Genomic DNA, 12,409 nt, shown 5'->3' with positions numbered 1-12,409 from the left:
CTTCGGGGCGTCTGCGCCGGTCACCAGACGACCCGGACCGTCACGAGTAAGTCACGCCCGCACGCCTCTCCGGTATGACCAGCGCGGACGACGGAACGATGGAGGGACTCGCCGTCACCTCCTGTGAACGCTGTCCCGAACTCGTCGAGTCGCGGTCCCAGATCGTCAACGGAACCGGTCCGGAGGACGCCGATCTGGTGTTTCTCGGCGAGGCACCGGGTGCGAACGAGGACGACCAGGGCGAACCGTTCGTCGGGCGCTCGGGCAGCGTGCTCGACGAGGCGCTCCGCGATGCCGGACTCGCCCGTGCGGACGTCCGAATCACGAACTGCGTTCGCTGTCGCCCGCCGGAGAACCGGAATCCGACGAGTGCCGAACTCGCGAACTGCCGGGGCTATCTCCAGCGCGAACTCGCGCTCATCGACCCCGAACTCGTCGTGACGCTCGGCAAAGTGCCCTCCGAGCACCTGCTGGACCGCTCGGTCGCGGTGACGAAGGAGGCCGGCGACGTCGTCGACGTCAGACTCGGCGAGCGGTCGTATCGCGCGGTCGTCTCGGTCCATCCGGCGGCGACGCTCTACGACGGGAGTCAGCGCGAGCGGTTCTTCGAGACCATCGCGCACGCCGCCGACCTCGCGGGCGTCGCGACCGACGGCAGCGGCCAGTCGAGTCTCGGCGACTTCTGACCGGTGGTGTGCCCGGTGCCCGGAACTGTGGCTCCATTCGGCAGTGTCGGAAACGATTTGACCCGGCCCCGCGAAGCGAGCGTATGAGCGCTCAGACGGTAGCGGAAGTCGTCCTCGTCGATTACGGACTCGGCAACCTTCGGAGTGCACAGCGGGGGCTCGAACGCGCCGGCGCGTCGGTGTCGATCACCGACGACCCGGCCGACTTCGAGGCGGCCGACGGCATCGTCCTCCCGGGCGTCGGCGCGTTCAGCGAGGGGATGGAGAACGCCGGCCCGTTCCGCGAGCCACTCGCCGCGGCCGCCGAGCGCGGCCAGCCGATCTTCGGCATCTGTCTCGGGATGCAGATGCTCCTCACGACCAGCGAGGAGGCCGACCACGCCGGTCAGGGCCAGGTCGAGGGACTCGATTTCGTCCCCGGGACGAACGTCCGGTTCGAACAGGACCAGAAGGTGCCCCACATGGGCTGGAACGAACTGCACGTAGAGCGCGATCACCCACTCGTCGAGGGCGTCGACGGGGAGTACGCGTATTTCGTACACTCCTATTACGCCGAACCGGACGACCCCGACGCCGTCGTCGCGACCACCGACTACGGCGTGACGTTCCCCGCCGTGATCGCGAACGAGGCGGGCAACGTCTTCGGCACGCAGTTCCACCCCGAGAAGTCCGGCGAGACCGGCCTGCAGATCCTCCGGAACTTCGTCGAGTACTGCGCCGAGCAGTAACTGCCACTGCCCCATCCTAACGACCACCGTACGCCGTCGACATCGTCCTCGCCACTGTCACCTCACAGATCCCCGACGGGCTTTTAGGACCCCCCGCAGTAGACGGCGCTATGCAGGTAGTCACGCTGGGTCCCGAAGGAACGTACTCGCACCGCGCCGCTCGCGCCGTCGACGACGACGTCGTGTTCCGCGAGTCGGTCTCGGCCATCGTGGCCGCAGTCGACGCTGGCGAGTACGAGCGCGGCGTCGTCCCCATCGAAAACAGCATCGAGGGGAGCGTCACCGAGACGCTCGACGCTATCGCCGACGCCGACATCGCCGTTACCCAGGAGATCGTCACGCCGATCCGTCACGCGCTCCTCGCGCAGTCGCCGAACTTCGACACCGTTGCTTCCCACTCGCAGGCGCTCGCGCAGTGCCGCTCCTTCCTCGAACGCGAGTACCCCGACGTCGATCTGGAGCCCGTCACGAGCACTGCTCGGGGCGTCGAGTACGCCCGCGAAGACCCCGCCGTCGCCGGCATCGGCCACCCCGACAACGCCGGTGACGACCTCTCCGTCATCGCCGAGGACATCCAGGACCGCTCCTCGAATGCGACCCGCTTTTTCGTGATCTCCCCCGCCTCCGAGCGTGCCGACGGCGGTGGCAAGTCCACGATCGTCGTCTACCCCAACGCGAACTACCCCGGACTGCTCCTCGAACTCCTCGAAGCCTTCGCCGACCGCGACATCAACCTCTCGCGGATCGAGTCCCGCCCGAGCGGCAACCGACTCGGCGATTACCTCTTCCACATCGACTTCGAGGCTGGCCTCTACGAGGACCGCGCACAGGCCGCGCTCGAAGACGTCGAGGCGATCGCCGAAAACGGCTGGGTCAAGCGGCTCGGATCGTACGACAAGCGACACGTTCTGTACTAAGCGCTCTTTTTCTTACTTACAGGCCCCCCCTCGCGTGCGATCTGCGCTCACGCGTCCTGTCTCATTTATTACCTCTCCCGTTCATCTGTAGGATGGTGAATACACAATGATGAAGCGTTCCCCCAATTTCGACGACTTCGAGTTCGACGACGTCTTCGCCCGAATGTCCCGACAGCTCGAAGAGATGAGCCGCCAGTTCGACGAGACCCGACGATTCGGGCGTGAGATGGCCGCTGATCTCCGCGAGGAGTCGGAGTCGTTCGTCGCCATCATCGACCTTCCAGGGTTCGAGAGGGAGCACCTCGACCTCTCGGTGACCGACGAGCTGTTGACAATCGAAGCCACTCGCGAAGAATCGACCGCGACGGACGACGAGCACTACGTCCAGCGCGAACGGCGGTCTGACTCGGTGCAGCGCTCGATCCGCCTGCCCGCGGCCGTCCGCGCCGAAGACGCGTCGGCGACGTACAACAACGGCGTCCTCACCGTGACGCTCCCCAAGCGGAACATCGAGGACGAAGACGCCCACCACATCGACGTGGAGTGAGTGCGGCGCCGCATCGATTGCTCTCTCCGTTTCTCCCGCACGCTCTCCAGGGTCTGTCTGCCCTATAGGGCGCCTATTCTTTGCCTACAGCGCTTCTACCCCGATTACAGAGTCCCGCTTACAGCAATTCCTCGCGTACAGCGCTTCAAATTCGTCCACGTGGGACGTACAGCGTCTCGCCGCCGGCCAGCGACTCGGTGTCGCACGGAACCGTCGGTTCGTCGAACCCGAGGGTCGTAAAGAGAAAGTCGGCGCCGACGGCTCGGGCGACGTCCCAGGTCGGACGGTGGAGTTCCGGCGGGAGGTTCAGCCCGTAGAGGAGGTCGACCTGGTAGTGCTCGCCGTGCTCGTCGCGATCGCTGGCGTCGACGACGTCGTCACGGACGAACTCGACAGACGCCGGAACGTCGACGTCGGTGATGTCTGTGGCAGTCACCGACACCCCGGCGTCCGCCAGCGCGGCGGCGACCTCCGGACGGCGGCCAACTCCGATTTCGGTCGCCGACCCGTACGGCGAAAACCGGGCGACGAGAGCGGCGTTACGGGGCGTTTCCACGGCGGGATATTTATCAATCCACCCCGCTTAAGCCCTTCTATGCTCGTCGACATCGTGCCGATCGGGGACCTCTCCGCGCAAGTCAAGCGTGAGGCGTCGGCGGCGCTCCGAGGGGTCTACGACTGCGACGTCACGGTTCAGGAGGAACAGTCGATTCCCGACGGCGCGTTCGACCGCAGCCGGAATCAGTACCGGGCCGAGCAGTTCATCGAACTGGCGAGTCGGGTCGGGACGGGCGAGAAGAACATCGGGATCACCTCACAGGACCTCTACTACCGGCGGCGGAACTACGTCTTCGGACTCGCGTACCTGAACGGCAACGGCTCGGTGATTTCGACACACCGGCTTCAGACTTCCTCTGACGGCGGCATCACCTCTAAACCCCAATCAGAGGTCTTCGCCGACCGCGTCCGCAAGGAAGTCGTCCACGAGATCGGGCACACGCTCGGTCTCGAACACTGCGACAACAGCAAGTGCGTGATGTCGTTTTCGCCCACCGTTCGCGAGGTCGACGTCAAAGAGGAGAACCTCTGTGGCACCTGCAGTCAACTGCTGTACTGAGTCGCCGACACCTCCTCGTTTCGCCACCGCTTTCTCTTCGTCGTCCGTGCCGTGACTGTCCGACCGCTGCAGTACTGCAAACTACTAAACGGGCTCCGAACGTACTGTTAGCGACGATGCAGTACCTTGTCGCCGTCGATGGCTCCGAGTCGAGTACCGAAGCGCTCGAATACGCGATCGATCTCGCGACGCGCGCGGACGCGTCGTTGCTCGTCGCGTACGCCGTCGAACCGCGCGTCCTCGTCGAAGAAAACGACGAAGAAGCGCCGACGAACGCCGAGGTCGGCCAACGAATCTACACCGAAGACCTGGAAGTCGCCGAGGAGCGCGGCGAAGAGGCCCTCGACGACGCCCGTGAACGTGCCGAGCGGGCCGGCGTACCCGTCGAGACGACGCTTCTCTACGGCGATCCCGTCGATACCGTCGACGAGTACGCCATCGAGGTGGCCGTTGACGGGATCGTCGTCGGCCACCGCGGCCTCTCCGACCGCGTCGAGGGGATGGTCGGAAGCGTCGCGAAAGGGCTCGTCGAACACGCGACCGTCCCAGTGACGGTCGTGAAGGGTTACGAGGCGTAACGCCCGGCGGGATCGTCGATGCTCGAACTAGAGGGCACGGAGGGCGGCGGCCAACTCGTCCGCACGGCGCTGACGCTTTCGGTCCTCGACGGGCGCCCGTTTCGGATGACGGACGTCCGTGGCAACCGACCGAACCCCGGACTGAAACGGCAGCACCTCGCCTGCGTGGACCTGCTCGCGGCCGTCGCCGACGCCGACGTGTCGGGCGCGGAAGTCGGCTCGGAGACGCTGACGTTCGAGCCCGGCAACGGTGACAGCGACGGCCCGCTCGCGGATCCCGGAGCCGAGGGGGCCGCCGAGCCACGCGAGTTCGCCGTCGACGTCGGCACCGCCGGCAGCGTCACGCTCGTCGCCGACACGCTCCTCCCGCTCGCGGCCTCCCTCGATCACCCGATCCAGGCCACGCTCGTCGGCGGCACCGACGTCAAGTGGTCGCCGCCGGCGGACTACCTCAGACACGTCAAACTCCCGCTCCTCCGCGAGTGCGGCCTCGACGCCAGTGTGACGGTGAACCGACGCGGCTTCTATCCCGCCGGCGGCGGGGAACTCGTCGTCGATATCCGCCCGTCTACGCTGTCCGAAATTGTGCTTCCAGCGCGGCGCAGTGGGGCCGACGCGCCGGAACCGTCTGGCGATATATCGGACTCGACTCGTACTGCGCTGGATCCGACGCCCGACCGCTACTCGGTTCGTGCGGTCGCATCCGAGGCCCTCGAAGACGCGGAGGTCGCAGGCCGGATGGCCGAAACTGCCGTTTCGGAACTGGATACGTCGGGAATCGGCGGTGACGCGGCCTCGGGAAGCACTGTGAGCGCGAACGTGACGTACGTCGAGTCGGACTCGCCGGGGGCCGTGACCACCATCGCCGCCGAGTTCGGCGCAGAGACGGGCAGCGGGAGCGAGGCGCCGTCGGAGGACCCGACACCGCTCCGTCCGCGGGCAGGGTTCGGCGCGTACGGCGAGCGCGGCGTCCCCTCCGAGGAAGTCGCACAGGCGGCCGTCGAGCAGGTCGCGGCGTGGCGAGAGACCGACGCGCCAGTCGACCCGCACCTCGGCGACCAGCTCGTGGTGTGGCTCGCGCTCGCTGGCGGGAGTGTGCGGATCCCGCGCGTCACCGATCACGTCGAGACGAACGTCGCCCTCGTCGAAGCCTTCGGCTACGACGTGTCGATTCGGGAGGCGTCGGGCGGCTCGGAAGCGACGGTGTCGGCGTCGCGGTGAACTCGAACGCTTCGCGGTCGGCTCAGGGCGCGTAGTAGTACTCGCCCTGCTTCTTCTGCTTGCTGTCGAGCTGGGACCCCGGCTTGTTGATGCGGGGGCGCTGGGTCCGCTCGTCGCGGCGGAACGTGATGTCGAGATCCGAGAGGAAGTCGTTCATTCCGTCGCGCATTTCCTGGGGCGTGGCGGCGTGGCCGTACTCGGAGGGCTCGCCGTCGAAGACCATCAGGCGGTCCGCCAGCAGGTCGATCATATAGATGTCGTGGTCGATGACGAGCACCGTCTCGTCGTGGTTCTCGGCGTAGCGACGGATGGCGGTCGTCGCCTGCACGCGCTGTTCGACGTCTAGGTGGGCGGACGGCTCGTCCATCACGTACAGGTCGGCGTCCTCGGAGAGACACGCCGCGATGGCGACGCGCTGGCGCTCCCCGCCCGAGAGGTCGTCGAGGTTGCGCTCCATAATCCGGTTCAGTTGGAGCGGGTTCGCGACCTCCGTGTTCCAATAGGAGGTCCCGAAGTCGTCGGTGATCGACGAGAGGAACGCGTCGACGCGCATCGGCTGGTCGATCTCGATGTACTGCGGCTTATAGGAGATGTCGAGCCGGAAGTCGAGGTCGCCCTCGTCGGGTTCGAGCGCGCCCGTGAACAGTTTCGCGAGCGTGGACTTCCCGATCCCGTTGGGACCGACGACGCCCAGCACCTCGGACTCGTAGATCGTTCCGGAGTCGACTTCCAGGGAGAACTCGCCCTCGCCGTAGGACTTCGAGAGCGCCGGGTACTCGACCAGCGGCGTCGACTTCGAGGTCTGCCGCGGGGCGTGTTCGTGGAACTCGATCTCGCCGGGTCGGATCCGCATATTCTCGTTGGAGAGATACCCCGTGAGGTACTCGTTGATGCCGTTGCGGACCGATTTCGGATCCGTAATGACACCGAAGGCCCCGGGTTCACCGTAGGCGACGTGCAGCGAGTCCGCGAGCAGGTCCAAGATCGCGAGGTCGTGTTCGACCACGAGTACCGCGCGGTCCTCCTCGTCTGCGAGTTCGCGAATGAGGCGCGCCGCGGTGACGCGCTGGCCGATGTCCAGATACGGAGAGACCTCGTCGAGGAAGTAGAAGTCGCGGTCGCGAGCGAGCGTCGCCGCGAGTGCGACCCGCTGGAGTTCCCCACCCGAGAGGGTGTCGAGCGGCTGGTCGACGACCGGGCGGATGCCCAGCCGATCGATGTAGTCGTCGAGGGCGCCGCGCTCGTCGGTCGATTCGAGCAGTTCGATCGTCGTGCCGTCGAACTGCTTCGGGAGTTGATCGACGTACTGCGGCTTGCGCGCGATGGTGACGTCGCCGTCCTGCACGCGCTCGATGTAGGTCTGCAGTTCGGTGCCGCGGAAGCGGTCGAGGACGGTCTCCCAACTCGGCTCCTCGTCGTAGGTGCCCAGATTGGGGACCATCTCGCCGGCGAGCGCGCGGACGGCGGTCGTCTTCCCGATCCCGTTGGGACCGAGGATGCCCGTTACGGTCCCCGGTTCGGGCACTGGGAGCCCGTAGAGCGCGAAGGCGTTCTCGCCGTAGCGGTGGACGGGATCCTGTTCGAGTTCGGTCGGGAGGTTGATGATCTCGATGGCGTCGAAGGGACACTTCTCGACGCAGATGCCGCAGGTCTCACCGAGACAGACCTCCTCGGAGATCCGGATCTGGTCGGGGTCGCCGTCGAACGGCTCGTCTTCCTCGTAGTACTCTCCGCGCGTGACGATGCACTCCTTGCCGGTGCGGTTCGGTGGGCAGTAGTTCGCACACTCGTAACTGCAGCGGTCGGGTTGGCACCGATCGAGGTCGACGACCGCGATACTGTCGTCCGCCATAGTTTACAGTGCGACGCTCTCTGTCAGTAGCACGCCGAACGTGATGAACCACAGCGTGAACGTCATAAACGCCACGTAGAGGTAGTCTTTGACGCCGAACTCGGAGATGTCGACGCCGACGACGCGCAGGATCGGAAACTGCGCGAGGACGAGCGCTCCGACGATGAGGAGCGACTGCTGGCTCGCCGCGGCGGCGACGTCGGTCCCGACGAACCTGGCGGACGCCAGCGCGGCGGCGACGCCGGCGATGCAGGCGAGCGTGGTGACCGTGACTCCCCGAAGGTGATCGGAAAGTCCGCTCTGCGTTTCCGTAGCCATACCTACGCCTCCGACACCCGGCATCAAAAGCCGTTCGTTCCCGTAACGCGCAGGCGTCTGTCCTCCCGGCGCCGCGAAGTCGCTGTCGACGGGTGCACTCCCGAGCGCCGTCCGAGTGTGACCGATTCGAAGTGGTTAAGAGCGCCACGACGGTAGGCTCGACAACTCGCTGGCCGAACGGGACGCCAGCGGGCACCCGAGAGATCGGGACGAAATGTGGGTCGGCGTCGAACGCCGCCCGAATCGAAAGCGCCCGTGGTGAAACCAATGGCACGAAGCTTCTACTCTCACATCAAGGAAGCGTGGAAACAGCCCGGCGACGGCAAGCTCGCCGAGCTGCAGTGGCAGCGAAAGCAGGAGTGGCGCGACCAGGGCGCCATCGTCCGCGTCGACCGACCGACGCGCCTCGACAAGGCCCGCGAACTCGGCTACAAGGCCAAGCAGGGCATCGTCGTCGCCCGCGTCTCCGTCCGCAAGGGCGGCGCTCGCAAGCAGCGCTTCACGGCCGGCCGCCGCAGTAAGCGCCAGGGCGTCAACCGGATCGGTCGCCGCAAGAGCATCCAGCGTATCGCCGAAGAGCGCGCCGCGCGGAAGTACCCGAACCTCCGCACGCTCGCTTCCTACTGGGTCGGCGAAGACGGCTCCCAGAAGTGGCACGAAGTGATCCTCGTCGATCCCGAGCACCCCGCGATCGAGAACGACGACGACCTCAACTGGATCTGCAGCGACGACCACAAGGGCCGCGCCTTCCGCGGTCTGACGAACGCCGGACGCGACAACCGCGGTCTCCAGAACCGTGGCAAGGGCACCGAACACACGCGCCCGAGCATCTCCTCGGACCGACGCCGCGGCAAGTAACCGCGCGGTCCGACGCTGCGGTACTCGTCGGCTCCGCGGACGCGCCGACGCGACACGCACAATCCCGAATTTTTACGCCGGACCACCCGCCGAGCACCGCGTTCTAACCGTCCAACTACGGCAGTTGTCAAACGGGTAGTATCGCTCTTTAGCTCGCTGCACGCCAATGAGAACCACCCACACATTTTTTACTCCCCATTCGCGTCCACGAGAGTATGGACGCTGAATGCCCGAAGTGCCGATCCACCGACATCGAATCAGAAGAGGGCGGTCTGAACGTGTGTCAGAACTGCGGACTCCGCTGGCAGGCCTCGGAAGCCAGCTAACGCTGCACTAAACGTACTTTCTCGCAGCCGACACGACAAACAGCGGCGCCTCTCCACTTCGTCCGGTTGAGAAGCGACGGCGACGGTCGATCGAGAACGACGGCCGAACTCAGAACGGCGCGTCAGACGGCCCCGGTCCTTCTTCGGTCCGGGTAGGCGACACTGCGCTGCCTTCGGAATCACTGCGGCCGTCGGCGATGGGTCCATCCCAGCCCTCGAAGCCACCGTTGAGACTGGCGACGTCGGCGTCGAGGTGTTGATCGAGGAGCATCGCCACCCGTTGAGAGCTCTTGCCGTGGTAACAGGAGACGACGACCTCATCGGCCTGTGCCCACTCGGCGTCGAGCGTCGCCGTCGAGAGCTGGTGGGGCTGGACGTTCACTGCGCCCTCGATGTGGCCGGCGGCGTACGACGACGGATCTCTGATGTCGACGATCGAGAGGGCGTCGTCGTCTGCCTCGTCGAGCCGTTCTTGCAGTTCCGTAGGCGTCGTCGTGGCGACCATACTTTCCCCTCGGCCGCGTCGTGGAAACGCGCTTCGGTCCGAACCGACGAGGCGTGGCGGTTCATACTGTCGAACAGAACGATGTGAAAATTAGCGGTACCCCGTGGGTGCCGACATCATTCACGAACTGCTGTCCGACAGTATCAGGACCGCGGGTCGCGATCGGGCCCCGGGTACTCGCCCCCGACGACCTCCTGATACAGGCTTTCGGCGTCGAACAGCGTCGCGAACGCCCGCGGGTGGCGAGCGCTCACCGATATCCGGCTTCCAAGTGTCGCGCCCGCCTGCGCCGAGAGCAGGCGGTCGTCGTAGGAGAGCAGGTGCATCGCCCCGCCGCGGTAGGCCGTCGCGAGCGCCGGATGATCGCCGGCGGGCTGGCCGACGAGTTCGCACCACTCGGTGACGCGCTCGCGCCAGTCGGCTGCGAGATCGGCCTCGGCGAGATCGGCGACGACGGCCTCGGCGTCGTCCAAGAGCGGCTCGCTCGCGAGGAGTGTGATCCAGGTATGTTCGCGGAGCGGGTCCAGCGCGCGGCGGGCGTCACCGCCGACGAGGAGGTCCGCCGCGAGGACGTCGGCGTCGGCGACGACGCGAGCGGGACTCGACTCGTCTGGTGGGGTGAGCTCGTTCTCGCCGCTGTTTGCCGTCGCATCGGTCTCCTCGCTAGTCGACGAATCTCCCGCCGTTCCGCCGGTCTCGTCGTCCGAACCAGTCTCGCGGAGTCCCGCGAGCGTCTCTCGGATGTCGTCCTCGTCGACGTCGTATCTCGCCGCTCGCTCGAAGAGCGCGCTCCACGGCTGCATACCTACGCGTGTGCCGTCGCGAACAAGAAGTCTGCCGGTTCAGTGGATCGAGTGGCGGCTCGTAAGGCCGGAAAAATCAGTCCCGGGTTAGACGAGTAGCTGGATGTCGGCGTCGGCCATATCCTGAATGGCCGTCGCCGCGCCGACGCCGGTCGTGACGCCGTCGTAGAAGTTGTCCTCGTCGTAGTCCATCAGTTCGATCGTCATCTGGCAGGCCTGGAACTCCACGCCCATATCCAGCGACGTCTCGATGAGTTCCTCGATGGTCGCGGTGTCGTTGTCGTTGATCCGCTTTTCCATCATCGAGGTGGTCACGCGGTCCATCCCGGGGAGCGCGCCGACCATATTCGGGACCGGCATATTGGGGTTGCCGACAGAGCTGAGCTTGAGGTTCTTCGAGCGCTCCTTGTGGAGGATGTCGAGTCCCCAGAACGTGTGGAAGACGGTCACGTCGTAGCCGAAGGCCGCCGCCGTGCTGGCGAGGATGAGCGGCGGATACGCCATATCGAGCGTGCCCTTCGTCGCGACGATGGACATCTTCTTGCTGTTCTGGCCGGCTGCGACGTCGGAGAGCTCTTCTTCGAGCTCTTCGACGCGCGCTGCGAGTTCGGCGCGCGAGGGGATTTCTTCAGCTGCGTCGCCGTTCGGTCCGTCTTCAGTCGTGGTGTCTGATGTATCCGTGCTCATAATTAGAAGGTAAACACCTGGTCTGCGTCGTCGACCGCTTCGAGGAAGGTCGCCGCGCCCGCGAACTTGGTGGTGACAGAGTCGTCGATGTTCTCTTGGTCCCACGCGAGCATATCGAGTGTCGACGTACAGGCGACCGTCGTGACCTGCTCGCCGCCGTCGGCGACGAAGGCGTCGAGGAGGTCGTAGGGGTTCGGCATCCCCTCATCGAGGAGGGGCTCGATCTCCGAGACGTCCTTCTCGCCCTCGAGAAGGTGTGTCAGGCCGTCGAAGGTGAAGTAGACGAGAACCTCCATACCGGACGCGAGGGCCGTGTGTCCGAGGTTCATCGCCATCGCGAGGCTCTTCGGACTGTCGCTGTCGACGATGATTCCGATCTTGTCCATCGTGCTTACTCCGTCTTGCGGACGTAGTGTTTGTAGACGTCGTCGCCCTCGACCTGCTCGAGCATCTCGACGCCGTCGGTTCCGTCCGCCCAGCCGTCGAGGTCGCTCATACTGCCGGGGTCGGTCGCGAGTACTTCGAGAACCTCACCCTCCGCGAGGTCGTCGATGGCAGACTTCGTCTGCACAACAGGCATTGGGCACGATGCACCTTTCACGTCCAGCGTCTCCGCGATATCGAATTCAACACTCATTGGGTATCCGCTCCGTGATTCGTATTGGAGCTACCGCACAATATCGGTCCGGTGATTAAAAGATTACCGATTCTTGCAAACATCAGGAACAACTAAGTGTATGAAGCTCAGATAAGCGCGTTCGAGCGGACGTTCACGATATCGCTATTGAGCTATTCGAGCACTTTACACAGCGGATTTCCCCGGTAATACCCCGGCCTCGACACGTCTTCTCGGAACGTGTATTGTGCATCAGTTGAACTACTATGCAAATATTTTTGTGTCGCCACCCAGTAAGAGCGACTGTACGATATGAACGCCGACGACCTTCCCACCCCCGACGCAGAGGCTGACGCCGTCTCGCCGACCGACCTGAAAGCACAGATCGACGCCGGCGACGACGTCACCATCCTCGACGTCCGCATGCAGTCCGACTACGACGAATGGCACATCGACGACGACAACGTCACCTCCATCAACCTCCCCTACTTCCAGTTCCTCGACGACGACATCGACGACGACGTTCTCGATCAAATCCCCGACGACGAGGAACTCGTCGTCCTCTGTGCCAAAGGCGGCTCCAGCGAGTTCGTCGCTGGCACCCTCGTCGATCTCGGCTACGACGCCCTCACCCTCGAAGACGGCATGAA

General features: G+C 65.1%; 17 protein-coding genes. 9 read left to right on the top strand and 8 right to left on the bottom strand.

Going from position 1 to position 12,409, the window contains the following annotated elements; genetic code table 11:
- Positions 1-74 precede the first annotated feature (74 nt).
- From NO347_RS13710 to NO347_RS13695, 4 genes are all read left to right on the top strand, one after another.
- Positions 75-686 carry a uracil-DNA glycosylase gene (locus NO347_RS13710; protein WP_256290187.1) on the top strand — a complete coding sequence of 204 codons (612 nt, stop codon included), beginning with the start codon at positions 75-77 and terminating at the stop codon, positions 684-686.
- Positions 687-769: 83 nt separating this feature from the next.
- A complete protein-coding gene (hisH, locus tag NO347_RS13705) occupies positions 770-1,414 on the top strand; it encodes an imidazole glycerol phosphate synthase subunit HisH (RefSeq protein ID WP_121569063.1) in 645 nt (214 codons plus the stop codon).
- Between the two features lie 110 nt (positions 1,415-1,524).
- A complete protein-coding gene (gene pheA, locus NO347_RS13700; RefSeq protein WP_256290185.1) occupies positions 1,525-2,331 on the top strand; it encodes a prephenate dehydratase in 807 nt (268 codons plus the stop codon).
- 109 nt (positions 2,332-2,440) lie between these two features.
- Positions 2,441-2,878, top strand: a complete 438-nt coding sequence (locus NO347_RS13695; RefSeq protein ID WP_256290183.1) for an Hsp20/alpha crystallin family protein — start codon at positions 2,441-2,443, stop codon at positions 2,876-2,878.
- A 145-nt stretch (positions 2,879-3,023) separates the two neighbouring features.
- On the opposite strand, the gene NO347_RS13690 is transcribed toward NO347_RS13695, so the two are convergent.
- On the bottom strand, positions 3,024-3,434 hold the full coding sequence (locus NO347_RS13690) for a UPF0146 family protein (RefSeq protein ID WP_256290182.1): 411 nt from the start codon (positions 3,432-3,434) through the stop codon (positions 3,024-3,026).
- Positions 3,435-3,473: 39 nt separating this feature from the next.
- On the opposite strand from NO347_RS13690, the gene NO347_RS13685 reads away from it, so the two are divergent.
- From NO347_RS13685 to NO347_RS13675, 3 genes are all read left to right on the top strand, one after another.
- Positions 3,474-3,995 carry an archaemetzincin family Zn-dependent metalloprotease gene (locus NO347_RS13685; RefSeq protein WP_121569058.1) on the top strand — a complete coding sequence of 174 codons (522 nt, stop codon included), beginning with the start codon at positions 3,474-3,476 and terminating at the stop codon, positions 3,993-3,995.
- Between the two features lie 116 nt (positions 3,996-4,111).
- Entirely contained in the window at positions 4,112-4,573 is a 462-nt protein-coding gene (locus NO347_RS13680) for a universal stress protein (protein WP_256290181.1), read from the top strand.
- A gap of 18 nt (positions 4,574-4,591) precedes the next feature.
- Positions 4,592-5,794, top strand: a complete 1,203-nt coding sequence (locus NO347_RS13675) for an RNA 3'-terminal phosphate cyclase (RefSeq protein ID WP_256290180.1) — start codon at positions 4,592-4,594, stop codon at positions 5,792-5,794.
- A 22-nt stretch (positions 5,795-5,816) separates the two neighbouring features.
- On the opposite strand, the gene NO347_RS13670 is transcribed toward NO347_RS13675, so the two are convergent.
- Together NO347_RS13670 and NO347_RS13665 are read right to left on the bottom strand one after the other, a co-directional pair.
- Positions 5,817-7,646 (bottom strand): ribosome biogenesis/translation initiation ATPase RLI, encoded by a 1,830-nt coding sequence (locus tag NO347_RS13670; RefSeq protein ID WP_256290179.1) that lies wholly within the window; start codon positions 7,644-7,646, stop codon positions 5,817-5,819.
- Between the two features lie 3 nt (positions 7,647-7,649).
- Positions 7,650-7,964 (bottom strand): EMC6-like membrane protein, encoded by a 315-nt coding sequence (locus NO347_RS13665; RefSeq protein WP_121569054.1) that lies wholly within the window; start codon positions 7,962-7,964, stop codon positions 7,650-7,652.
- Positions 7,965-8,231: 267 nt separating this feature from the next.
- Between NO347_RS13665 and NO347_RS13660 the strand changes: the two genes are divergently transcribed.
- Positions 8,232-8,822 carry a 50S ribosomal protein L15e gene (locus tag NO347_RS13660; protein ID WP_121569053.1) on the top strand — a complete coding sequence of 197 codons (591 nt, stop codon included), beginning with the start codon at positions 8,232-8,234 and terminating at the stop codon, positions 8,820-8,822.
- 435 nt (positions 8,823-9,257) lie between these two features.
- On the opposite strand, the gene NO347_RS13655 is transcribed toward NO347_RS13660, so the two are convergent.
- The 5 genes from NO347_RS13655 to NO347_RS13635 all read right to left on the bottom strand — a co-directional run bounded on the left by NO347_RS13655 (position 9,258) and on the right by NO347_RS13635 (position 11,780).
- Complete coding sequence (locus tag NO347_RS13655) at positions 9,258-9,653, bottom strand: rhodanese-like domain-containing protein (protein WP_256290178.1); 396 nt, start codon at positions 9,651-9,653, stop codon at positions 9,258-9,260.
- Between the two features lie 143 nt (positions 9,654-9,796).
- A complete protein-coding gene (locus tag NO347_RS13650; protein ID WP_256290176.1) occupies positions 9,797-10,456 on the bottom strand; it encodes a PIN domain-containing protein in 660 nt (219 codons plus the stop codon).
- A gap of 87 nt (positions 10,457-10,543) precedes the next feature.
- A complete protein-coding gene (locus NO347_RS13645; protein ID WP_121569050.1) occupies positions 10,544-11,143 on the bottom strand; it encodes a DsrE/DsrF/DrsH-like family protein in 600 nt (199 codons plus the stop codon).
- Positions 11,144-11,145: 2 nt separating this feature from the next.
- Positions 11,146-11,529, bottom strand: a complete 384-nt coding sequence (locus NO347_RS13640) for a DsrE family protein (RefSeq protein WP_256290173.1) — start codon at positions 11,527-11,529, stop codon at positions 11,146-11,148.
- A 5-nt stretch (positions 11,530-11,534) separates the two neighbouring features.
- The gene (locus NO347_RS13635) at positions 11,535-11,780 is read right to left on the bottom strand and encodes a sulfurtransferase TusA family protein (protein WP_256290172.1); all 246 of its coding nucleotides are present in this window, start codon (positions 11,778-11,780) and stop codon (positions 11,535-11,537) included.
- Between the two features lie 291 nt (positions 11,781-12,071).
- On the opposite strand from NO347_RS13635, the gene NO347_RS13630 reads away from it, so the two are divergent.
- On the top strand, positions 12,072-12,409 hold a 338-nt coding region (locus NO347_RS13630), incomplete at its 3' end, for a rhodanese-like domain-containing protein (protein WP_256290170.1).

The organism is Halobellus inordinatus (assembly GCF_024464655.1).
In the GTDB taxonomy this organism is placed as follows: domain Archaea; phylum Halobacteriota; class Halobacteria; order Halobacteriales; family Haloferacaceae; genus Haloquadratum; species Haloquadratum inordinatus.
This window is presented reverse-complemented; position numbering and strand designations above follow the sequence as displayed.